Annotated in this window: 23 protein-coding genes and 1 pseudogene; 6 read left to right on the forward strand and 18 right to left on the reverse strand. The window is 66.7% G+C overall.

Going from position 1 to position 21,078, the window contains the following annotated elements:
• The 9 genes from VJV41_RS21085 to VJV41_RS21125 all read right to left on the reverse strand — a co-directional run bounded on the left by VJV41_RS21085 (nucleotide 1) and on the right by VJV41_RS21125 (nucleotide 7,469).
• Nucleotides 1-1,071 carry a lysophospholipid acyltransferase family protein gene (locus VJV41_RS21085; protein WP_414685016.1) on the reverse strand — a complete coding sequence of 357 codons (1,071 nt, stop codon included), beginning with the start codon at nucleotides 1,069-1,071 and terminating at the stop codon, nucleotides 1-3.
• A 38-nt stretch (nucleotides 1,072-1,109) separates the two neighbouring features.
• Nucleotides 1,110-2,198 (reverse strand): SDR family oxidoreductase, encoded by a 1,089-nt coding sequence (locus VJV41_RS21090; protein ID WP_325336971.1) that lies wholly within the window; start codon nucleotides 2,196-2,198, stop codon nucleotides 1,110-1,112.
• A 29-nt stretch (nucleotides 2,199-2,227) separates the two neighbouring features.
• The gene (locus tag VJV41_RS21095; protein WP_003402602.1) at nucleotides 2,228-2,329 is read right to left on the reverse strand and encodes a 30S ribosomal protein bS22; all 102 of its coding nucleotides are present in this window, start codon (nucleotides 2,327-2,329) and stop codon (nucleotides 2,228-2,230) included.
• Nucleotides 2,330-2,420: 91 nt separating this feature from the next.
• Nucleotides 2,421-2,684, reverse strand: a complete 264-nt coding sequence (locus VJV41_RS21100) for a helix-turn-helix domain-containing protein (RefSeq protein ID WP_325336972.1) — start codon at nucleotides 2,682-2,684, stop codon at nucleotides 2,421-2,423.
• Between the two features lie 139 nt (nucleotides 2,685-2,823).
• Nucleotides 2,824-3,705 (reverse strand): pyrroline-5-carboxylate reductase, encoded by an 882-nt coding sequence (gene proC / locus VJV41_RS21105; RefSeq protein WP_325336973.1) that lies wholly within the window; start codon nucleotides 3,703-3,705, stop codon nucleotides 2,824-2,826.
• Nucleotides 3,706-3,758: 53 nt separating this feature from the next.
• Nucleotides 3,759-4,541: a thioesterase family protein gene (locus VJV41_RS21110; protein WP_325336989.1), complete on the reverse strand. Its 783-nt coding sequence runs from the start codon at nucleotides 4,539-4,541 to the stop codon at nucleotides 3,759-3,761.
• Nucleotides 4,542-4,586: 45 nt separating this feature from the next.
• Nucleotides 4,587-5,432: a sugar phosphate isomerase/epimerase gene (locus VJV41_RS21115; RefSeq protein ID WP_325336974.1), complete on the reverse strand. Its 846-nt coding sequence runs from the start codon at nucleotides 5,430-5,432 to the stop codon at nucleotides 4,587-4,589.
• Between the two features lie 28 nt (nucleotides 5,433-5,460).
• A complete protein-coding gene (locus VJV41_RS21120) occupies nucleotides 5,461-6,471 on the reverse strand; it encodes a hypothetical protein (RefSeq protein WP_325336975.1) in 1,011 nt (336 codons plus the stop codon).
• A complete protein-coding gene (locus VJV41_RS21125; protein ID WP_325336976.1) occupies nucleotides 6,468-7,469 on the reverse strand; it encodes a Ppx/GppA phosphatase family protein in 1,002 nt (333 codons plus the stop codon). Before VJV41_RS21125 ends, VJV41_RS21120 begins: the two co-directional genes overlap by 4 nt.
• Nucleotides 7,470-7,502: 33 nt before the next feature.
• Between VJV41_RS21125 and VJV41_RS21130 the strand changes: the two genes are divergently transcribed.
• Complete coding sequence (locus tag VJV41_RS21130; RefSeq protein ID WP_325336977.1) at nucleotides 7,503-8,279, forward strand: hypothetical protein; 777 nt, start codon at nucleotides 7,503-7,505, stop codon at nucleotides 8,277-8,279.
• 41 nt (nucleotides 8,280-8,320) lie between these two features.
• Nucleotides 8,321-8,608, forward strand: a complete 288-nt coding sequence (locus VJV41_RS21135; protein WP_325336990.1) for a YciI family protein — start codon at nucleotides 8,321-8,323, stop codon at nucleotides 8,606-8,608.
• Between the two features lie 282 nt (nucleotides 8,609-8,890).
• Here the strand turns inward: VJV41_RS21135 and VJV41_RS21140 are convergent.
• From VJV41_RS21140 to VJV41_RS21170, 7 genes and pseudogenes are all read right to left on the reverse strand, one after another.
• A pseudogene (locus VJV41_RS21140) lies at nucleotides 8,891-9,658 on the reverse strand (glycosyltransferase 87 family protein); the annotation flags it as partial.
• A gap of 306 nt (nucleotides 9,659-9,964) precedes the next feature.
• Nucleotides 9,965-10,651: a two-component sensory transduction protein RegX gene (regX, locus tag VJV41_RS21145; RefSeq protein WP_325336978.1), complete on the reverse strand. Its 687-nt coding sequence runs from the start codon at nucleotides 10,649-10,651 to the stop codon at nucleotides 9,965-9,967.
• A gap of 8 nt (nucleotides 10,652-10,659) precedes the next feature.
• Nucleotides 10,660-11,838, reverse strand: a complete 1,179-nt coding sequence (locus VJV41_RS21150) for a sensor histidine kinase (RefSeq protein WP_325336979.1) — start codon at nucleotides 11,836-11,838, stop codon at nucleotides 10,660-10,662.
• 118 nt (nucleotides 11,839-11,956) lie between these two features.
• Complete coding sequence (locus VJV41_RS21155; protein WP_325336980.1) at nucleotides 11,957-12,706, reverse strand: phosphoglyceromutase; 750 nt, start codon at nucleotides 12,704-12,706, stop codon at nucleotides 11,957-11,959.
• A 24-nt stretch (nucleotides 12,707-12,730) separates the two neighbouring features.
• Nucleotides 12,731-13,240, reverse strand: coding sequence for a YbjN domain-containing protein (locus VJV41_RS21160; RefSeq protein ID WP_325336981.1), 510 nt, complete (start codon nucleotides 13,238-13,240; stop codon nucleotides 12,731-12,733).
• Between the two features lie 73 nt (nucleotides 13,241-13,313).
• Nucleotides 13,314-14,618 carry a D-inositol-3-phosphate glycosyltransferase gene (mshA, locus tag VJV41_RS21165; protein ID WP_325336982.1) on the reverse strand — a complete coding sequence of 435 codons (1,305 nt, stop codon included), beginning with the start codon at nucleotides 14,616-14,618 and terminating at the stop codon, nucleotides 13,314-13,316.
• Between the two features lie 47 nt (nucleotides 14,619-14,665).
• Nucleotides 14,666-15,940: an ROK family protein gene (locus VJV41_RS21170; RefSeq protein ID WP_325336991.1), complete on the reverse strand. Its 1,275-nt coding sequence runs from the start codon at nucleotides 15,938-15,940 to the stop codon at nucleotides 14,666-14,668.
• Nucleotides 15,941-16,114: 174 nt separating this feature from the next.
• Here VJV41_RS21170 and VJV41_RS21175 point away from each other — a divergent pair, with 174 nt between their 5' ends.
• Nucleotides 16,115-16,864 carry an SDR family oxidoreductase gene (locus VJV41_RS21175; protein ID WP_325336983.1) on the forward strand — a complete coding sequence of 250 codons (750 nt, stop codon included), beginning with the start codon at nucleotides 16,115-16,117 and terminating at the stop codon, nucleotides 16,862-16,864.
• On the opposite strand, the gene VJV41_RS21180 is transcribed toward VJV41_RS21175, so the two are convergent.
• Nucleotides 16,861-18,132, reverse strand: coding sequence for a L,D-transpeptidase (locus VJV41_RS21180; protein ID WP_325336992.1), 1,272 nt, complete (start codon nucleotides 18,130-18,132; stop codon nucleotides 16,861-16,863). The two genes, VJV41_RS21175 and VJV41_RS21180, sit on opposite strands and share 4 nt — an antisense overlap.
• 42 nt (nucleotides 18,133-18,174) lie before the next feature.
• Nucleotides 18,175-19,221, reverse strand: coding sequence for a UDP-N-acetylmuramate dehydrogenase (locus VJV41_RS21185; RefSeq protein ID WP_325336984.1), 1,047 nt, complete (start codon nucleotides 19,219-19,221; stop codon nucleotides 18,175-18,177).
• 26 nt (nucleotides 19,222-19,247) lie between these two features.
• Between VJV41_RS21185 and VJV41_RS21190 the strand changes: the two genes are divergently transcribed.
• The 3 genes from VJV41_RS21190 to VJV41_RS21200 all read left to right on the forward strand — a co-directional run.
• Nucleotides 19,248-19,760, forward strand: a complete 513-nt coding sequence (locus VJV41_RS21190) for a DUF2505 domain-containing protein (RefSeq protein WP_325336985.1) — start codon at nucleotides 19,248-19,250, stop codon at nucleotides 19,758-19,760.
• A 22-nt stretch (nucleotides 19,761-19,782) separates the two neighbouring features.
• On the forward strand, nucleotides 19,783-20,304 hold the full coding sequence (locus VJV41_RS21195; RefSeq protein WP_325336986.1) for a DUF2505 domain-containing protein: 522 nt from the start codon (nucleotides 19,783-19,785) through the stop codon (nucleotides 20,302-20,304).
• Nucleotides 20,297-21,078: class I SAM-dependent methyltransferase (locus VJV41_RS21200; RefSeq protein ID WP_325336993.1), on the forward strand; the 782-nt coding region annotated here is incomplete at its 3' end. The genes VJV41_RS21195 and VJV41_RS21200, both read left to right, overlap by 8 nt.

A 21,078-nucleotide genomic window follows, 5' to 3' on the forward strand; every position in this document is an offset into this window, starting at 1 on the left:
TCAGCCCAAGAAGGTGTTTCGACGGTTGGCCAGCAGCTGGTACAGCGTCTGCTGGATGGTTTCGCGAACCTGGTCGGTCAACTCGAACGTGATCATCGGATCGTCTGCGGCCGACTCGTCGTAGTCCACGGTCGAGATGGGCTCGCCGAACTGGATATGCCACTTCGACGGCAGCGGCACCATCCCGACCGGCCCGGCCAACGGGAACAGCGGAGTGACCGGAAAATAGGGAAGGCCGAGCAGTCGCGCGAGCAACTTGACGTCGGCGATCATCGGATAGATCTCTTCGGAGCCGACGATCGAGCACGGCACGATTGGCGCCTTGGTGCGCAGCGCCGCCGAAACGAATCCGCCCCGGCCGAAGCGCTGCAGCTTGTAGCGGTCCTTGAAGTGCTTGCCCAGTCCTTTGTAGCCCTCAGGGAATACAGCGGTCAGCTCGCCTGCGGCCAGCAGCCGATGTGCGTCGGCCGTGCACGCCATGGTGTGGCCGGCCTTGCGTGCCGCCTGGCCGATCATCGGCATGTCGAAGACGATGTCGGCGGCCAGCAGCCGCAGATCCCGACGCGTCGGGTGATGGTCGTGCACGGCCACCGACGTCATCAACCCGTCGAACGGCAACACGCCGGCATGGTTGGCGACGACCAACGCGGCACCCGACTCCGGCAGGTTCTCGATTCCGCTGACCTCGACCCGGAACCACGACTTGAAGAACACTCTCAGCAAAGGCAAAAAGATAGCGCTATTGAGGTGCGGATCGAAACCGAACTCGTCGACGGTGTAGTCGCCCATCATCCGCTTGCGGACGAACTCGGCAATTCCCGCGATCCGCTTGGCGAGTTCCGTCGGGGTTTCGTCGACCGTCGACGCGCCCGAGACGGAGCCGCGTCGCTGGTCGATTTCACGCACGACGGCTGCGATCTGCTCGGCAGAAGCGCGGCCACCGCTGTCGGACAGGAATGAGGGATGTCGGCGCGAACTCTCGGCGCGCTGATTGGCGGCACGGCGCTGGGCGCTTGCCCGACCCGAATTTGAATGCAGCGGAATGACTTTGGCTTTAGGCTCGCCCGCCACGCTATTACCTTCTCCCCACCCGATTTAGAGTCTGTCGTCTAACGTCCCCACCGCTGCGCCGCCGAAACAGCGCGACTCTCCATTGAGCGTACCCACCGCGGGTCGACGATCGGCGTCAATCCGCGACCGCGGACGTAATCGTCGAAAGCCTCCGCCGTCGTCCACTTGGGGCTATAGCCTAAGTCGTTTCGCATCCGCGCGGTATCCATGACTCGGCCGTAACTCAAATAGTTCAGCTGCTCGCGATCCAGCTCAGTGTAGCGAGTTGCGCGGCTCAGCGAATCCGCTGCCCACAGCGCCGACCGCGGCACCGGCAGCGGGATCCGGCCCGAGCGCCGGATGGCCTGACTCATCATGATGATGCCGGCCGCGCCGACGTTGTACGTGCCGGACTTACCGGCCATCGTCGCGCGCTCCAGTGCGCCCAACGCATCCTGCTCGTGCAGCAGCTGTAGCCGCGCGTCATGTCCGATGACCGTCGGCACCAGCGGCCCGGCCAGATACCGCGACAGCGCGGTGTCCATCGCGGGGCCGATCATGTTGGCCAGCCTCAGGATGGTCACTGCGATGTCCGGCCGGCGCCGGCCAAGTCCCCGCGCATAGCCCTCGATGTCGATGCTGTCGCGGGCGAACCCTTCACCGGGCGGTCTGCGAGCACTGCTGTCCTCGGTGAACATCACAGGATCGCGTGCGTTCGAGCCGTACACCTCGGAGGTGGACTTGAGGATCACCCGACGCACCGACGGCGCCTTCTGACACGCAGCGAACAGCTGGATCGCGCCCATCACGTTGAGCTCCTTGAGCGCCGCCCGCCCGCCGGAGCGGGGAGCGTAGGACGCCGCCGCGGCATGCACGACGGTGTCGACGTCGCCGTTGCGGATGACCTTGGCGATGAAGGGGTTACGGATATCGGCGCGGACGAACTCCGCGCGGCCCATCCGACGCAGCAGATCCTTGCTCGGCGCGATCGCGTCGACCGCGATGACGTGGTTGATCAACGGGTTCTGAGCGAGCCGCGCGGTCAGGTACCCGCCCAGGAAACGGCATGCGCCGGTAACCAGAACGACCTTCGGATAGTGAACGGTGTCCCGCGAAGCAGAACCGTTCGATTCGCCCCCAGAATCCATTCGGTCAGCCTAGCGGCCGAGGCGCAAAGCTACTTGCCGAGCTTTCTGCGCTGCACCCGGGTGCGACGAAGCAGCTTGCGGTGCTTCTTCTTCGACATGCGCTTGCGTCGCTTCTTGATGACTGAACCCATTAACTCCGGAGTCTCCGCTACTTCAAAACAAAGTTGACTGACCCGGCCACCTTACCTGGGCGGCCTAGGTAAACGAAAAACGCGTCTGCGGCTAGCCCGCGTCGAAGTACGAGCTCTCCAGCATGTCGTGGACGGCCTTTGCGTGCACCCGGAACGAGCGACCGACCCGGACAGCGGGCAGCTCGCCGTTGTGCACCAACCGGTACACCGTCATCTTGCTGACCCGCATGAGGCTTGCCACTTCGGCGACAGTGAGAAATTGAGCTCGTGGCGGCTGACCGTCGGTGGATCCGGCGTCGCGCGCCGACTTTCCACTAGCCGAATCGCGCGCCGATGGCCCGTTCATAGACGTCATCGCAACCCAATCCATCAGGCACGGGCAGTTCCAGCGGCTTCCCCACCGCTGGCACCAACCCGTGCTTACCACTGGGAGAATAGCGTGGCAGGTGGGGTTACTGCGACGGGTGTGGGCTAATCAGTTGGAAATTCCTTAATTACTCTGATGTGATTCCTAGCTGTTCAGAGCGCCTTTTCGCGGCGTCGACGGCGTCGGCGACAGCCGCCCGCAAACCGCCCCGCTCGAGTTCGCGCAGACCAGCCGCTGTAGTGCCGCCCGGCGAGGTAACCGTGGCACGCAGTTGGGCGGCCGTGGTATCCAGCGCGCTGCCCAGAGAAGACCCAGCCGCGTCCCCGGCCGACTGCGCCTCGTCGAGGCGCTCCAGCAACATCGCCGCCGAGCCCGCCATTGTTTGCACGACCAGATCGGTGGCCACCGAACGCGACAGGCCCGCGGCGACGCCGGCGTCCACGAGCGCCTCGACCATCAGGAAAAAGTAGGCGGGCCCGGAGCCCGATACGGCGGTGACGGCGTCGAGTTGCGATTCGGGCACGGTGAGCACACCGCCCACCGCGTCGAAAATCGCCGACACCTCCTTGAGGTGCTCAGGCGTGGCGAACCGGCCGCGCGCCAGCGCACTGACTCCCCCGCCGACGACGACCGGCGCATTGGGCATCACTCGGATGACCGGCGACCCGGCGGGCAGTTTCGCCTCGTAGTACGCGGTGGTGACGCCGGCCGCCACTGTGACGAAAACCTGTTCGGCCGTATTGCTTTCGGCCTTCGCGGCCGCCTCGGCGATGTCGCCGATCACGGTCTCCACATCGGCGGGCTTGACCGCGACGATGATGTAGGTCCCGGTCTCGACGGCGTCTGCGACCGTCGTCACCAACACCGAATATGTGTCGGACAGGTACTTCGCGCGATCGGGGAACTTCTCGGCGATCACCATGTCCTTGACCTGCCGACCGGCCCGCAGCAGCCCGGACAGCAGTGCCTCGCCGATACTTCCGCCGCCGATGATCGCGATTCTGGCCATGCGGGAAAGCATTGCAGACGCGCGGGGGCGCTGTTTATTCGACGCCTGCGGCGTCACACATCGGGCACCATCGCGAGTTGACGGCTCTGCACGACGATGTGACCCTCGCAGTCGACGACGATGTGGTCCTCGTCGAACCAGTCCTGGCCGATCTGCACCGTCGTGCACAACACGCGTAGCCACCCGTCGGCGGGCAGCGCCCGTAGATACGCCGTCAGCTGCACCGTGGGCGCCCAGCCCGTCCGGTTGACGCCGAATGTCACCGGGGCGGACACGTCGCCGCACAGTAGGGCGAACAGCACATCGGGCGCCACCCCCTTGGGCCGCACCCAGTACTCGATGATCGGTGGCCCGCCGTCGGTGCGCGGCGTGAACGTGGTCAGCGACGGCCGGATGTCGCAGCCGTGCGCCAGGTGGACGACGTCCTCCATTGGATGCCCGGGGCCGATCGGCTGAAGACCGGGCGGCGGCTCCGGCGGCATCAGCGGAACGACCGGATTGGCCGACAACAGCGGCGGCACATGGTGTTCCGGGTCACCCAGCGTGACCGCGGCGCGTACGGCGGTGCGGTCGCCTTGTCTCAGCTCGACGTCGACGAGGCTGACCCGACGACCGCGCTTGCGCACGGTGGTGACCACCCGCATCGCGCCGGGATCCGGGGCCCACAGGAAGTTCCCGGACACCGCGATCGGCTGGATGCGCCCTCCGCCATGCTCGGTGCGGGCGGCGTTCGCACATAGCGCCAGCATCGCCCCGCCGTGCACCTTGGGGCCGATCGTCCAATGTTCGTTCAGCACACCGTCATACGCGCCGTCACCCACCGGGGTGAGCGCCATGGCGTCGGTGAACAGCGTGGAGGCCACGGGTTCCCTTCGATCGATTCAGCGCAACAAATGTGCACGGGCGAACTGCAGCGACTCGGCGAGCAGCGCTTCGCGTTCGGTGGCGGTGCGCGCGCCCGATGTGGTGACCTCGAGAATCACATGGCCGGAAAAGTCGCTGCCGGCGAGCATCTCGCAGATCTCGACGGTGGGTTGGGTGCCTCGGCCGGGCACCAGATGTTCGTCGGTCGAGGCGCCGCTGCCGTCGCACAGGTGCAGATGCACCAGCCCGTCGCCCATACGCTGGGCCATGTCGACCGCGTCGCTGCCCGCCGTCGCTGTGTGGGACAGGTCGAGCGTGTAGTGGGCGTGATTGCCGTCGAGCGGGTCGTAGGACGGCGCGAACGCCGAGATGCCGGGCCCGGGCCTGCCACCGCGCTTACGCATGCGCTCGATGGACGTCTGGCCGGCACCGAAGAACCTGTCGGCCCGGAACGGAAACATGTTCTCCACCGCGACCAACACATCGCTCGACGCCTCGAGTTCGGCGACCTGTTCAGAGAAGCCCTCGGCGTAGCGGCGCTGCCAGCGAAACGGCGGATGCACGACGACCGTCTGGGCGCCCAGCTGTTCGGCGGCCCGCACGCTTCGCTCGAGCTTCGGGATCGGGTTGGCACCCCATACCCGTTGCGAGATCAGCAGACACGGTGCGTGCACGGAGAGCACCGGCACCTGGTAGCGGTCAGTCAGCCGCTCGACGGCTTCAATATCCTGGCTGACCGACTCGGCCCACACCATCAGCTCGACACCGTCGTAGCCGAGTTTGGCCGCATACTCGAAGGCAGCCTCGGTCCTCAGCGGATAGACGGAGGCAGTCGACAGGCCGACCTTGATGGCGGGGCGCACTGTGTCTTATTCGGCGTCTGTCGGCGTCTTAACCCGATTGCAGCAGCGCCAACGGTCCTAACGTGACGAGCGCGCCGACTGCCACCGCGATCAGCGTGCTTCCGATGTCCTCGGTCTTGCGCACCACCCGCACACCTACCACCAGACCCAGGATCACCAAGACCGACAACACCAGCGCGACAATGTTGTTCCACTTCCACAGCTGGTCGAAAGCGACGAACAGACCCGCTCCGAATGCGACCGCGATGATGCACTGTCCGACGATCCACGCGCCCCGCAGGAACGACGACATGCCCCCGGATGGCGCTGTGGCGGCGGCCTCTGTCTCCGCCTCGTCCTCGAAGTCGATGTCCTCCGGCACAGGAGCGGCGCCGCGGCGGGCCAGATCGTCGGCAACGCTCTGGCCACCGAACAACGGGCCTTGGCTCGACCGCAGGTACGACGGCAGCTCGTCGCGGTCATCCGTCTCGACTGCGGCCGCGGTGTCGACGTCCTCGATCTCTGGCGGCTCGATCAGGTCGACGTCGGCGTCGTCGTCCACGTCATCGACGACGGGATCCGGGCTCATCTGCTCGGCACCCACTCCGAGGGTCGGCCGGAAGCGGCGCGCCGCGTGGGCGTAGTGCGGGCGACGCGGCGGTGTGAAGAAGTCCACAGGATCCGGATCGGCGTCGCGCTGCTCGATGTGCGCGGAGTAGTCGGCGACCGCGTCCGCGTAGCCGTCGTCGAAATCGTCGTATTCGTCGGCCGGCTCGGCCTCATCGACATGCTCGACGGCGCCGTTCGTCGAGAGTGGGCCGGTCGTGTCGGGATGCTCTTCTTCGACGACGGCGCTCGGCGCCCGCTCGGCGGCGTCGACGTCATCGGTGACGATCGGAATCTCGCCGGTCAGCTCGGCGACTGTGACGGAATCGCTGTTTCCACGACGGCGACGGCGCCGGCCGCCGACGGGCGGGGCACCGATCGTGCCGTTCTTCGCCAGCAACTCCGCGACCGAAATAGGTCGCGTGCTGCTGTGGCTATCTTCTGGTCCTGTCATCGTGTGTTGCCTTTGGGCCTCGTTACTTCTCGTCCAGGATCCCGCACGTACGTCTCGACCAAGGCAGTTCCATCCGCTTCGCTGTCGAGTTTCCGCAGAATCAGCCCTTCTCGCAATGCCCAGGGGCAGATGTCCACGCTGTCGACGGCCAGAGCCTTCATGCTCGCCTCAGCTACCAAAGCTCCGGCCACGATCTGTGGCGCCCGCTCGGCACTCACCCCTTCCAACTCCGCACGGTCAGCCGCGGTCATCCTAGAGATGAAATTTATGAGCTGCCTGAGGCCGCTCGCTGTGAGCGTCCTCTTGACGCGCGGCCCCGCTCCAGAGGGGGCGGCGCCGGTCAAGCGGGCAAGCGAGCGGAATGTCTTCGACGTTGCCACCGCCAGGTCGGGGCTGCCGACCTCGAGCATCTTGGCGCCGGCGTCGGCCAACTCGGTGGCCAGCCAGTCACGCAGCATCGCCACGCGGCGCCGACCCGGCGGGTCGTCGGGCAGCCATTCGCGGGTGAGCCGGCCCGCTCCCAGCGGCAGCGACAGGGCGGCGTCGGGCTCCTCATCGACGCCGTTGGACAGTTCGAGCGAACCGCCGCCGATGTCGATGTTGATGATGCGGCCGGCGCTCCAGCCGTACCAGCGGCGTACGGCCAGAAACGTCAGCCGGGATTCGTCGACCCCGCTGAGCACCTGCAGCGCCACACCCGTCTCCGCGAGCACCCTGGCGAGGACGTCCTCGGAATTGGTGGCGTCACGCACGGCTGAGGTGGCAAACGCCATCAGCTCGGCGCAGCCGGAGCTGGCGGCGATCTTGGCGAACTCGTCGATGGTGCCGATCAGTTTGTCCGCACCCTTGCGGGTCAGCTTGCCGGAACTGTCGATGGCCTCCGCGAGCCGAAGCGACGCCTTGGTCGAACTCATCGGCGTCGGATGCCCACCGCGACGCGCGTCGACCACCAACAGGTGGACGGTATTGCTGCCGACATCCAGCACGCCTAATCGCACGTCACCACCTTATTGGGTCTACCGTTGTGTCCCGTGAGCGCATCGCACCATGGTGAGGTCGAGCTGGATTTCGCCCGTGAATGGGTGGAGTTCTACGACCCCGACAATGCAGAACATTTGATCGCCGCCGACATGACGTGGCTGCTGTCGCGTTGGACATGCGTGTTCGGCACACCCGCGTGTCAGGGCACGGTCGAGGGCCGGCCCGACGACGGGTGTTGCTCGCATGGAGCGTTTCTGTCCGACAAAGACGATCGGGCCCAGCTGGACGACGCCGTCAAGCAGCTGACCGACGAGGATTGGCAGTTCCGCGACAAGGGCCTGGGCAAAAAGGGCTACCTCGAAATGGACGAGTACGACGACAAGCCCAACCTTCGGACCCGAAAATACAAGGGCGCCTGCATATTCCTGAATCGTCCCGGGTTCCCCGGCGGCATCGGCTGCGCGCTGCACAGCAAGGCGCTCAAGCTGGGCGTCGAGCCCCTGACCATGAAGCCCGACGTGTGCTGGCAGCTGCCGATCCGCCGCACCCAGGAGTGGGTGACGCGGCCGGATGGCTCGGAGGTCCTCAAGACCTGGATAACGGAGTACGACCGGCGCGGCTGGGGCGAGGGCGGCGCGGATCTGCACTGGTACTGCACCGGTGACCCTGCCGCGCACGTCGGTGCCAAGCAGGTGTGGGAGTCGTATGCCCCCGAGCTCACCGAACTTCTCGGCGAGAAGGCGTATGCCGAGCTGGCCGCAATGTGCAAGCGCCGCAGTGGTCTAGGGCTGATTGCTGTCCACCCCGCGACCCGCTTGGCGCAGTGAGCGAGTCGGCCGTCGTCGGCTCTTCGCGCGAGCGCTCATCGCTGTTTCTGTTTCGCCTGGTCCCGCCGCGGGCCGACTTCGCGCAGACGATGACGGCCGAGGAGCGGCACGCGATGGCGCTTCACATGGCGTACTGGCAGAACCTACTGACCGCCGGCCAGGTGGTGGTCTACGGACCCGTCGCCGATCCCGAAGGCGTATGGGGAATGGGCGTGCTGCGGGCCGCCGACCGCGCCGAGGTGTTGGCGATCGGCGAGCGGGACCCGTCGGTTACCGCCGGTGTCAACACCTTTGAGGTGTTCGAGATCATGGGCGGACGAACGGGTTAAACGCCACAGCCAGACTGCCGTGCAAAGCAAGACGGCGACAAAGACGAAAACATAAGCGGCGGGCACTATTTCGTCCCACGTACCGCCGGGCCGCAGCGACATCACACCGGCCTGAGGGGTGTCACCGGCGACGGAGACGAACCAACCGCCGACGATGGCGCAGACGAGCCACATTGCCGCAGAAGCGATCCGGCCGCCGCGAACGTATGCGCGATACCCGAGGTGAACGATCAACGGCGCGAACCAGACCCAGTGGTGGCTCCAGCTGAACGGCGACGCGGCCGCCGATGCCATCCCGACAACGGCAACAGCCAACACGGTGTGGCCGCGTCGATACGCGGTGGCGGCGATCACGATGGCGACGGCCGCCACCGCAACCGCGACGATCGTGGCCAGCGTGGGCGACCAATGCATACGCAAGAACAGACCGCGCACACTGGTGTTGGCGAGCGGGTCATGCGAGATGCGGTTCACGTCGTCGAAGCGGCCGTGGAACCAGAACGCGGCCGAATCCGAAGGCGCGACGGCCAACCCGAGACCCACCGTGGCCGCGAACGTGGCGGAGGCGACCAACGCGGCACGCACTCGCCGCGTCACCAGCAGGTACACGATGAACAGCGCCGGCGTCAGTTTGATGCCCGCGGCCAACCCGATCCCGACGCCCGCCCACCTGCTGTGCTTGGTTCTGAGTAGATCCGCCACCACGAGCACCAGGAGAAGGAGATTGATCTGCCCGAGCTCGGCCGTGAGCCGCACCGGCTCGAGCCATGCGATCACACCGACCAGCAGCGCGGTCAGGCTGAACAGGCCGGCGCCGGCCTGCATACCCGCCGATTTCAGCATCCGCACGACTGCATACGTCAACGCGGCGACCATGCCGAGCAGCCACAGAAACTGCACCGAGACACGGTCCAGCAGCGCGAGCGGAATGGCACATATCGCCGCGAAAGGCGGATAGATGAACAACAACTCGTTGGGTTTGCCGGTGAAACCCGTGGAGTAGAGGTCAAGCCCTGCTAACAGCCGTTCAGCGGCGAAGCGGTACACCATCGCATCGATTTGCAGCCGCAGCGTCGGCCAGTGCAGGTACACCGCGACGTATGTCAGCAGCGAAGCTGCTGACACCGCTGGGCCGCCACGGCGCACCCACGGGCTGATGGAGTTGTGGTGTTCTCGTGTCGTCTCGGTAATCACTCGTCGTCGTCCGCTGTGTCGGCCCTGTGTTGCAAGGGGCCCACGCTAGACGATCTAGTTGTGAACGGCTCTCAGGGTCCGTTCTACGCCCGGCGAACGTTCCTTACCGCCCGAAATCTCGGACGAATAGTCGAGCGGTAAGGAACGTTCGGCCGGAGAAAGCTACCCCTCGAGCTTGTAGCCGAGGCCACGGACGGTGACCAGGTGCACCGGGTTCGCCGGGTCGGCCTCGATCTTGCTGCGCAGTCGCTTGACGTGCACGTCGAGGGTCTTGGTGTCACCGACGTAGTCGGCGCCCCACACCCGGTCGATGAGCTGCCCACGGGTGAGTACCCGTCCGCTGTTGCGCATGAGGTACTCGAGCAGGTCAAACTCCTTGAGCGGCAACGTGATCTGTTCACCATTGACGGAAACGACGTGGCGCTCCACATCCATCCGGACCGGGCCGGCCTCGAGCACACCGTCACCGATGCCGGACTCGTCGTTGTCGCTACCCCGCCGCAGTACCGCTCGGATGCGGGCAATGAGCTCGCGTGCGGAATACGGCTTGGTCACGTAGTCGTCGGCGCCCAGTTCGAGGCCGACCACCTTGTCGATCTCGCTGTCCCGTGCGGTCACCATAATGACGGGAACGCTTGAGCGAGAACGCAATTGCTTGCACACGTCGGTGCCGCTCATGCCGGGCAACATCAGGTCGAGCAAGACGATGTCGGCACCGGCTCGCTCGAATTCGGCCAGGGCCGAGGGGCCGTCGGCCACCACGGTGGCTTCGAAGCCCTCCTTGCGCAGCAGAAAGGCCAGGGGATCGGCCAAGGACTCTTCGTCCTCCACGATCAACACGCTGGTCATTGGTCTGGCTAGTCCTCTCGTTCGTCCGATTCGTCATCGGTGTAGGGGTATGCCGGAATCGACAGTGTGAACGTCGATCCCGTTCCCGGCTGACTCCACAGCCGGATGGATCCGTTGTGGTTGGCGGCGACGTGCTTGACGATCGCCAAACCGAGTCCTGTGCCGCCGGTAGCACGCGAGCGCGCCTTGTCGACGCGGAAGAACCGCTCAAACACCCGCTCCTGGTCCTCGCGGGCGATGCCGATGCCGCGGTCGGTGATGGCGATCTCGATGTTGTTGCCCCGGCGGCGGCGGCTGATCGACACCGGAGATCCATTGGGCGAGTAAGCGATTGCGTTGGACACCAGGTTGGCAATCGCCGTCACGAGCAGCGGCTGGTCACCCAGCACGCGGTAGCCGGTTGGCGCGTCGGTGGCGACCGCGATGTCGGCGTTGTCTGCGGCTACCTTGTAGCGCGACACCGCCTCGGCCACCACGGTGTCGACCTCCACGGCCTCCAGATCGGGCAGCCGTTCGGCGCCCTGCAGCCGCGACAGTTCGATCAGCTCGCCGACCATGTTGGCCAGCCGGTGAGATTCGGCGAGCATCTTCTCGGCGAACCTGCGCACGGTCTCGGCGTCATCGGCCGAGGCCAGCAAGGCCTCGGCGAGCACACCCATCGCGCCGACCGGCGTCTTGAGCTCGTGGCTGACGTTGGCCACGAAGTCGCGGCGTGTGGCTTCCATCCGGGCGTGCTCGGACTGGTCGTCGACGTAGACGACCGCAAACCGTCGATCGTCCTCGCTCAGCAACCGCACGTGTCCGCGAACCGACAGGCCCGACCGTCCGGGATTGGTCTTCTTCCGCGGCGACAGGTCGACCTCGCCGTCTTCGCCGGTGGCCAGCGTGCGCTGCGCGGCCAGCCAGGCGCGGTCGTCGAGTAGCCGGTCTTTGACCAGGCCCAGCTCGCGCGCCCGGTCGTTGGTGTAGACGACGTCACGGTAGGTGTCGACCACCACGATCCCCACGGGCGATTGCGAGACGATGTGTTCGAGCATCTGTGACACGGTGATGCCTGCCTGCTCGGCGACCTGGCGTTGCCGACGTTCGGTCAGACGGGGTGTTAGCCCCGCCCCAAACCCGACACCGATCACCAGTGCGAGCAGTGCGACTACCGCTGCGAGCAGCAGTGCCGATACCACACTCACGCGAAAATCGTACGTTCCCGGTGAACGTCATCCCAGCAGCGTGCGGCCAAAACGGGACAAGTCACACGGGCAATCGCAGGTGTTCGGTAGCCGTTTACCCAGTGTTTGCCGTTGGGCACTACTTCGCGCCCTGAGCGGCCACCGCGGCCGCGCCCGCCTCCGCCGCCTCCGGATCCAGATACTGCCCGCCGATGACTTTCGGTTTGAGCTCGGAATCAAGGTCGTAGCGCAGCGGTATGCCGGTCGGGATGTTCAGCCCGACAACGTCCTCGTCGGACATGCCGTCGAGGTACTTCACCAGGGCGCGCAGCGAGTTGCCGTGGGCAGCGATCAGGACGGTTTTACCGGCCCGCAGGTCAGGTTCGATGGTCGCGGTGTAGTACGGCACGAACCGCTCGACGACGTCTTTGAGGCATTCCGTGAGCGGCGGGCCGCCCGCGATATCGGCGTAGCGGGGATCGGCGTCCTGGCTGTGCTCACTGCCGGGCTCGATCGGTGGCGGCGGCGTGTCGTAGCTGCGTCGCCACGCCATGAACTGCTCTTCGCCGTACTTTTCCTTGGTCTCGGCCTTGTTGAGCCCCTGCAGCGCGCCGTAATGGCGTTCGTTGAGCCGCCAGTCGCGGTGCACAGGGATCCAATGCCGATCGGCCGCATCAAGCGCGAGGTTGGCGGTGTTGATCGCCCGCCGCAACAGCGACGTGTAGAGCACGTCGGGCTGGCGGTCCAGCTCCTTGATCAGCTCGCCTGCGCGGACCGCCTCGGCCCTGCCCTTCTCGGTGAGATCGACGTCGACCCAGCCGGTGAACAGGTTCTTCTGGTTCCAGTCACTCTCGCCGTGACGGAGCAGAATCAGCGTTGCGTCAGCCATGGAGGGATCCTCTCACGAGGGCGATCAGTCGTCTTCGTCGTCGATCAGGTGCGCGAAGGCCTGCAGGTTCTTCAGCGATTCGCCGCGGGATACCCGCCATTCCCATTCCTTTTGGATCGACGACCGAAAACCCAACTCCAGCAACGTGTTGAAGTCGGAGTCGACGGCCTCGAGAACTTGGCCCAGCACGCGGTCCACCTCGTCGGGAGTCACCGACTCCAGCGCCATCCGGCCGACGAGGTAGATGTCGCCGACGTTGTCGAGGGTGTACGCGACGCCGTAGAGGCGGCGGTTGCGCTTGAGCAGGAAGCGGTACACGCCCTCGTGGTTCTCGTCGGGCTTGCGGCAGACGAACGCCTCGATGCGGAGCGAATGCTCGCCGATCGACAGGATCGTGTTGGTCTTGAGCCGGCGTTCGCCGGGCAGTTCAACAATGATGCCGGGCAGTCCGCCGCGCGCACCTTCGTGATGCGTGCAGACCAGGCCGTGTTCCTTGCAGGTGTCCTCGATGACCTGCTGGACGTCGCTGCTCATTGCTCGGCTCCCGCTCGTCCCCTGCCCTTCGGGCGTGGGCCCAGCGATCCTCACTCGCGCTCGTCTTCGCGGCTCACGCGCGCACACCCCGCCGCATCGAGAACCGCCTGCCGTTGCGCCGCGCCGTCGCGTCACGGCGTTGATGGCGCGCGTGGTAATCGCCGATAGCGTGCCCGTAGCTGGCCAGCAGTGCCTCGACGGTGTGCGCCCAGGAGAACGTGGCCGCGTGCTCGACAGCCGCCCGGCTCATCGTCTGCGGCCCCTGCTGCAGCAGCCCGTCGATTGCGGCGGCCCAGTCGTCGACGTCGTGTCCGTCGACCAGCGTCCCGCTGACGCCGTCACGCACTGCAACCGGCAGGCCGCCGACCGCGGCCGCCACCACCGGCGTACCGCAGGCCTGCGCCTCGATGGCGACCAGTCCGAACGACTCCGAATAGCTCGGCACCGCGACAATGTCGGCGGCCCGATACACCTCGACGAGCCGGTCGCGCGACTGTGGAGGCAGGAACGTCACACGCTCAGACATGCCGAGTTCGTCGGCCAGCCGGACCAATCCATCCGGTGCGGCCAGTCCGCTGCCCGAAGGCCCGCCGGCCACCAGCACCCGAACGCCGGGCACTTTGGCGGCCGCCCGCAGCAGGACGTCGGGCGCCTTGAGCGGTTGGATACGGCCGACGAATGCCACCACCTGCTCGTCGGCGTCAAGCCCCAGCGTGGCGCGGGCGGCGGCTCGGTCACCGGGGGTGAACATCTCCAGGTCGACGCCGGGATGCACGACGTCGATGCGCGCCGGGTCGGCGTGATGCAGCGAAATCAATTGCTGCGCTTCATGTTCGGTGTTGACGATCAACCGGTCTGCTTCGTCGACCACCTGCTGCTCCCCCACCGCGCGCAGCGGCGGTTCGGGCGAGTCACCGTCGGCCAGTGCGGCGTTCTTGACCGCAGCCAGGGTGTGCGCGGTATGCACCAGCGGCACCGCCCAGCGGTCGCGGGCCAGCCAGCCGACCTGACCGGACAGCCAGTAGTGCGAATGCACGATGTCGTAGTAGCCGGGCTCGTGAGTGGCTTCGGCGCGCAGCACGCCCGCGGTGAACGCGCACAGCTGGGTGGGCAGGTCGTACTTGTCGAGGCCCTCGAACGGCCCGGCCACGACGTTGCGCACCAGCACGCCGGGCGCCACCTTCACGACGGGCTGATCGGCCGACGACGTGGCGCGCGTGAAGATCTCCACCTCGACGCCGCGGCGAGCCATCTGCAATGCGCTCTGCAAGACGTAGACGTTCATCCCGCCGGCGTCACCTGTGCCCGGCTGGGCCAGCGGTGAGGTGTGCACTGATAACACTGCGACGCGTCTGGGCAGATCTGTTGCTAGGCGCACACAGACATGTCTACACCGCCGTCAGGCTTCGGACGGCGAGCGGCCAGTCAAGCGGAGGCTTCCGGGCGCCGGGTCTGCGCGCGCCGCATCGCGCCGATCGGATCGGCGTAAAGGCCGCCGAGCGACACCACCCCCGCGCCGGCTTCCTGTACTCGGTTGCCGAACGCGGTCACCCGGATGTCGCGGGCCGGCAGCACCGAGCGCTCGGCGTAGGCGGCCTCGACCAGGGTCATGCCCTCCGGATACTCGGTGAACGCCTGACCGCCGACCACCAGGTCATCGGGGTTGAGCATGTCGCGCAGCAGGGCGACCGCCTCGCCGAGCACGCGTGCCCGCTCGGCCAGCAGCGCCCTGGCCTGCTCGTTGCCCTGCCGGGCGGCCCGCAGCACCGATGTCACCGTCGACGCCGGACCGTCGGCCGGGATGATCCGGGCCTTGCGCGCCGCGATCAGCACCGCCTCGTCGCTCACCGTCGACTCGAGTTGACCAGTGCCGCCAAGCAGCTCCGAGTGCGCGGGTAGCGCTGCGATGGTGCCCGGGCCGCTGGCCGGTGAGTGCACCCGGCCTCCGATCGACAGCGCGTAACCGACGGTCTCGCGGGCGTACACGTACAGGCTGGTCGAGGACTGGATGGGCTGGCGGCGCACGCCGAGCAGCAGTTCGGCGCCGGCCATCGCGTCGACGTGGGAAGCGACCGAGACGGGCAGGCCGAGAGTGTCGGCGAGCACAGGGCCGACCGGTGCGCCGGACCAGCCGAGCCGCGGATGGTCGAGGTATCCGGTGGTGCTGTCGACGACGCCACCGGCTGCCACACCGACCCACAGCGAGCGGCGGCGGTGCCAACGGCTGAGGTAGCGGCGGGCGCTGCCGGCCAGCGAGGCAAGCGCCGCACCCTGCGCTCCGCGCGGCGTCGGAGTCTCCACGGCGTCGAGCGTGCGGCCGAACAGGTCGGTGGCCACGATGCTGGTCGTGCGTGCGCCGATGTGGATGCCCAGCGTCAAGAACGGCTCGTGGTTCACCTCGACGGGCACGCGCGGGCGGCCGATCGCACCGGAGACCGCGAGGTCGGCGCGTTCGCGCAGAATCCCGGCGTCCAGCAGGGCAGTTACCTGCCGGTTCACTGTGGCGATGCTGAGCTTGGTGACTTGGGCGATCACGTCACGGGCAATCGGTCCCCGCAACCGCGCGGCGCCGAAGACCGAGGCGGCCGCCGCGTCGGCCACCTTCAGGGACGGGGCGACGATGGAAGGCCGCGCGAGGAGGGTCCGCTTGGCGTGGGCTGGTGGGGCCTGGCGAAGGGTGGCGGTGGGAGTAGTGCGCACGGGATGTCCTTTGTTGAAGTCGGCGGGTTGGGTCTTGGAAAGATCCACGCCACACCTGGCGACTCAACGGGACAGCGAGATTATCCGGGGTCGGTCAGGCGCGGCAGATCGCGCGGCGACAACAACAGCTCCGGAACACGGGACGAACTTAGCACGCCAACTAAAGTTGGGCGTATGACGACAGCCGAGACGAACCAGCGGGTTGCGGTAGTCACCGGCGCGAGCGCCGGGATCGGCGAGGCGACTGCGAGAACTCTTGCGGCGCAAGGGTTTCACGTCGTTTGCGTGGCCCGGCGCGCAGAGCCGATCAACGCACTGGCCGACCAGATCGGCGGTACCGCGATTGTGGCGGACGTCACGTCCGACGAGCAGGTGGTGGGCCTCGATGAGGCTCTGGATCGGGTGGATGTACTGGTCAACAACGCCGGCGGCGCCCGGGGCCTTGAACCCGTGATGGAAGCCGACATCGACAACTGGCGCTGGATGTGGGAGGCCAACGTGCTCGGCACGCTGCGCGTCACCCGCGCGCTGCTGCCCAAACTGATCGACTCCGGCGACGGTCTGATCGTCACGGTCACGTCGATCGCCGCGATCGAGATCTACGACAACGGCGCCGGCTACACGTCGGCCAAGCACGCACAAGCCGCGCTGCACCGCACGCTGCGTGGCGAGCTACTCGGAAAACCGGTGCGGCTCACCGAAATTGCACCCGGCATGGTGAAGACCGACTTCTCGCTGCGCAGATTCGAAGGAGACGAGGAACGCGCCGCCAAGGTCTATGAAGGCGTCACCCCACTGGTCGCCGAAGATGTCGCCGAGGTGATCGGGTTCGTCGCCTCCCGGCCCTCCCACGTCAACCTGGACACGATCGTGATCAGGCCGCGGGATCAGGCCAGCGCGTCGCGTTTTAACCGCCGGAGTTAACCGCCGGGCCGCCCGTTGACGGGCTGAGGCGCATCCGTGGGCGTGGCCGGCGCCGTGCTCGGGATCTGGCTCGGTGAAGGTTGTGTCGACAACGCTGACATCGACACCCACTCGTCCCATGAGACGGCCCAGTCCCAGAGGTCACCGTCGGCGTAGGACAGCTCGATCGACGTGCCGGTGACTTCGACCGGGTCGCCGTATATGGCGCTGTTGAAGTACTGCTGCGAGTTCTCCAGATTCAGGTTGATGCAGCCGTTGGTGACGTTGGTGTTGCCCTGCGCACCGATGCTGTTCGGATTGCAGTGAATGAACTCACCGTTGTTGGAGATCCGCACCGCGAACCGCTCGTGCACGTTGCTGTAACCGGCGGCGGGGTTGGTCATGTAGAAGTCTTCGTACTTCTCGGTCACCACGTGGGTGCCGCTGCGGGTGATGTTGCGCGGCAGGTCGGCCTCTCCGTAGCTGCACGGGAAATCCATGATCACCGCGCCTGCTCCGTCGAGCACCTGGATGCGGTGTGACGAGGCCTCGGCCTTGACGACCTGGCGGCGGCCGATCTCGAAGTTCAGCGTGATGTCCTGCGCGCCGTAGGCCCCGTCGCCGAAGTCGACGCCATAGAGCTTCGCGTCGACGTTCACCTTGGTGCCCGCCGGGTAGTACTCCTTGGTCCGGTAGTGCACCCGCGAACCGCCGACCTCGTCGGGCAGCCACGCCCAGCTGCCCTCGACCGGCGGCACCGTGGTGACCTTCAGCGCCTTTTCGACCGACGCCTTATCGGTGATCGACGCGTCGAACTGAATGATGACCGGCGCCGCGACGCCGACGACCTGACCGTCGGCGAGCTGAAAGGCGCCGTTGACCTTGGTGTCCGGTTTGATCGTGCTGAAGCTGCCAGCCACCGGAACGGCCTTGCCGTCGTGGCCGACGACCGAGCCGCCCCACGTGTACTCGACGCCGTAACCCAGCGGTTCGGTGACGGTGAATTCTGTGCGGTCGCGGTTGAGCGTGCCCGCGACGGCCTTGCCCTCGGGATTGGTCAGCGCGACCCGCTGGAACCAGCCGTCCTTCACCTCGACGCCGATCTTGTCGACCGGGGAAACATCATTGGCGGAGTTCGACGGTTTATAGGTGATCGACGGTGCCGCGGGTGCCGCGGGCTGCCCAGACGGTTTGCTGACCTTGCTACCGCAGGCTGCCAGTGCGCCCGGCACGACGACACCGACCGCAAGCGCAGTCAGTGCCCGCCGTCGGCTGACCTTCGACGGCATTCGGGCGGCATTGAGGCCTGGGCTCACGTGGACCCAGGGTACCTAGAGAGAGCAGCCAATCAGAATTGGCTCGGGTGTGAGCTCTATCCCGAACGTCGTTCTAACACCGTCGCGTACCGTCCTGGCCAGCGCGATCACGTCGGCGGTGGTGGCGTGGCCGCGGTTGGTCAGCGCCAGCGCATGCTTGGTCGACAGCCTCGCGGGTGAACCATCGCCGGGAAAGCCTTTGCCGAACCCGGCGTGCTCGACCAGCCAGCCGGCGGCGAGCTTCACCCCATTGGGCGCCGGGTAGTTCGGGACGGGTCCGTCGATGCCCGCCTTTAGCCGATCGAATTCGGCGGGCGCGACGACTGGGTTGGTGAAAAACGATCCGACGCTCCAGGTGTCATGGTCGGTGTCGTCGAGCACCATGCCCTTGCGCGCACGCAGCGACAGCACCGCCTCCCGCACCCGCGTCGGGTCGGCGCTCGACCCCGGCTCGGCGTCCAGTGCTGTGGCCAGCTCGCGGTAGCGCAGCGGCGCGCTGCGTCCTTCGCCGTCGAGGGCGAACTCCACTTCGAGCACGATCGCGGACTGTGAATGCCGCAGAATGCTTGTGCGGTAACCGAATTGGAGTGCCTCCGGCTCAACCCAGCGGTCCTCGCCGGTGCCGCGGTCCAGCAGGCGTACCCGCCGGATGGTGTCGGCGACCTCGGCACCGTACGCGCCGACGTTCTGCACCGGCGTGGCACCCGCCGAGCCGGGAATCCCAGACAGGCATTCCAGCCCGCCCAGCCCGTGCGCCAGCGACGTGACCACGACGTCATCCCACACCGCACCAGCCTCGACGCGTACGATGTTGCCCTCGACGGTGATCTCGGTGTTGGCGAGGAGCACGACAGTCAGGTCGGTCAGGTCGTCGGCCAGCACGATATTGGATCCGCCGGCGAGCACCAACGCGTCGTCGACGGAGCGCAACACCTCGACGATCTGCTCGGTGCTCGTGCAAGTGACCAACCGCCGCGCAACGGGTCCGATGCGCAGCGTGGTCAGCGGCGCGAGCGGCACGTCCGCGGCGACGGCCGCACCCCCCAGCTCCAGACCGGTCACGGGCCGTAACGGTAGCGTGGCCAGCTATGCCGCGTTCATTCGACATGGCCGCCGAATACGAGGGCAGCGTCGAACAGGTCCACCGGGCATTGCGCGATGAACAGTATTGGCTCGCGCGGTTAGCCGACTCCGGCGCCGACGAATACACGCTGGACTCAATCGAGATCGACGATCACGGTGGGGTCGACGTCGTCACCACGCAGACGCTTCGCGCCGACCGGCTACCCGGCCTAGTGACCCAGTTTCACCGCGGCGACCTGAGTTTCGTGCGCGAGGAAGCGTGGGCGCCGGTGCGCGATGGCCAGGCCAGCGCGGCAGTGAAGGGCGCGATTCGCGGTGCCCCCGCCACGCTGTCCGGCACCGCTGTACTCGCTTCGGCAAACTCCGGCGGCGGCTCGCGGCTGGAGTTCAAAGTCACCGTCGAGGTCAACATCCCGCTCGTCGGAGGCAAGATCGAGAACTTCATCGGCAACCAGCTCGTCGAGTTGCTTATCGCCGAACAGCGCTTCACGGCGGTGTGGATCGCGGAAAACGCGTGAACCGTAAGTAAAATTATGTGCCATGGCGCGGCGCATGGAGCACACGATCGCGTTCGACGCACCGGCGGAGAAGATCTATGCCGACTTCACCAGCCGAGAGTATTGGCAAACCCTGATGGAGGCCTACCGTCAGATAAGCCCGGAATCGCAGTCGACGGTCACGTCCTTTACCTCCGATGAGCGCGGCACCGACATCGTCTTCGTCCAAGTCATGCCGCGTTCGGAGCTGCCACCGATCGCCCGCACCGTGATGCCGGTCGACATGGTCGTCACTCGCGCGCAGCACTTCGATCCCTACGACTGTGCGAACAACCGGGCCGAGGGCACCTACTCAGCGTCCGTGCCGCACGGCCCTGGCCGATTCGGCGGTCAGTACCTTCTCACCGATACCGGGACCGGGAGCAGATTGCGGCTGGCCAGCGTCTGCAAGGTCTACCTCCCGTTCGTCGGCGGAGCGCTCGAAGACCTGATCCTGAACAACATCAAGTACCTCTTCCACGCCGAGGAGGCGTTCACCGCTGACTGGATCGCCGAGCATCACTAAGCGCACGCCCGATGTCGCCGGCCGGGCGGCTCCGGTCGGGCAGCCGACCCGTGGGACCACGGGCCATAACCGGTTGCGCCGAAGCGATCGCTGGCTGGTGCACTCGCGACGGGTACGCACCGCGCTGCAGGCCGCCGCTGATCCACTGGTCGTCGACCTGGGCTACGGCGCCCTTCCGGTCACGACGCTCGAGCTTGCGGCGCGGCTGCGCGTGGTACGCGCCGACGTCCGCGTCGTCGGGCTGGAGATCCACCCCGAGCGGGTGGTACCGCCCCGCGATGGCGTCGAGTTCGGGCTTGGCGGCTTCGAATTGGCCGGGCGCACACCGGTTTTGGTTCGTGCATTCAACGTGCTGCGCCAGTATCCGGTCGAGGCGGTGCCGGAGGCATGGTCGGTCATGCAGCGGCAGCTGGCGCCTGGCGGCTTGATCGTCGACGGCACCTGTGACGAGCTGGGCCGCCGCTGCTGCTGGGTGCTGCTCGACGCGGTCGGCCCGGTCAGCCTCACTCTGGCCTGCGACCCGTTCGCCATCGACCGACCGTCGGATCTCGCCGAGCGGCTGCCGAAGGTCCTGATCCACCACAACGTCGAAGGCCGGCCGATCCACACGCTGCTGACCGCAGCCGATCGGGCATGGGCCAGCGTCGCCGGTCATGGGGTGTTCGGTCCGCGAGTGCGCTGGCGGGCAATGCTGGACCTACTGCGTACCGAGGGTTTCCCGGTCGCGCCGCCGCGCCGCCGGATGCGTGACGGCGTGCTGACCGTGCCCTGGTC

Origin of the sequence: Mycobacterium sp., from assembly GCF_035274705.1 — a bacterium.
Lineage (GTDB): Bacteria > Actinomycetota > Actinomycetes > Mycobacteriales > Mycobacteriaceae > Mycobacterium.

Excerpts from the sequence above, each read along its gene's own strand:
- VJV41_RS21100 (WP_325336972.1), bottom strand. The coding sequence starts at position 2,684 with ATGACGTCTATGAACGGGCCATCGGCGCGCGATTCGGCTAGTGGAAAG.
- regX (WP_325336978.1), bottom strand. The coding sequence starts at position 10,651 with ATGACCAGCGTGTTGATCGTGGAGGACGAAGAGTCCTTGGCCGATCCC.
- VJV41_RS21160 (WP_325336981.1), bottom strand. The coding sequence starts at position 13,240 with ATGAGCAGCGACGTCCAGCAGGTCATCGAGGACACCTGCAAGGAACAC.
- VJV41_RS21195 (WP_325336986.1), top strand. The coding sequence starts at position 19,783 with ATGGCGCGGCGCATGGAGCACACGATCGCGTTCGACGCACCGGCGGAG.
- VJV41_RS21110 (WP_325336989.1), bottom strand. The coding sequence starts at position 4,541 with ATGGCGCTCACCCCGGTGGGTGACGGCGCGTATGACGGTGTGCTGAAC.
- VJV41_RS21180 (WP_325336992.1), bottom strand. The coding sequence starts at position 18,132 with ATGCCGTCGAAGGTCAGCCGACGGCGGGCACTGACTGCGCTTGCGGTC.
- VJV41_RS21120 (WP_325336975.1), bottom strand. The coding sequence starts at position 6,471 with ATGACAGGACCAGAAGATAGCCACAGCAGCACGCGACCTATTTCGGTC.
- VJV41_RS21190 (WP_325336985.1), top strand. The coding sequence starts at position 19,248 with ATGCCGCGTTCATTCGACATGGCCGCCGAATACGAGGGCAGCGTCGAA.
- VJV41_RS21095 (WP_003402602.1), bottom strand. The coding sequence starts at position 2,329 with ATGGGTTCAGTCATCAAGAAGCGACGCAAGCGCATGTCGAAGAAGAAG.
- VJV41_RS21155 (WP_325336980.1), bottom strand. The coding sequence starts at position 12,706 with ATGGCTGACGCAACGCTGATTCTGCTCCGTCACGGCGAGAGTGACTGG.
- proC (WP_325336973.1), bottom strand. The coding sequence starts at position 3,705 with ATGGCCAGAATCGCGATCATCGGCGGCGGAAGTATCGGCGAGGCACTG.
- VJV41_RS21090 (WP_325336971.1), bottom strand. The coding sequence starts at position 2,198 with ATGGATTCTGGGGGCGAATCGAACGGTTCTGCTTCGCGGGACACCGTT.
- VJV41_RS21175 (WP_325336983.1), top strand. The coding sequence starts at position 16,115 with ATGACGACAGCCGAGACGAACCAGCGGGTTGCGGTAGTCACCGGCGCG.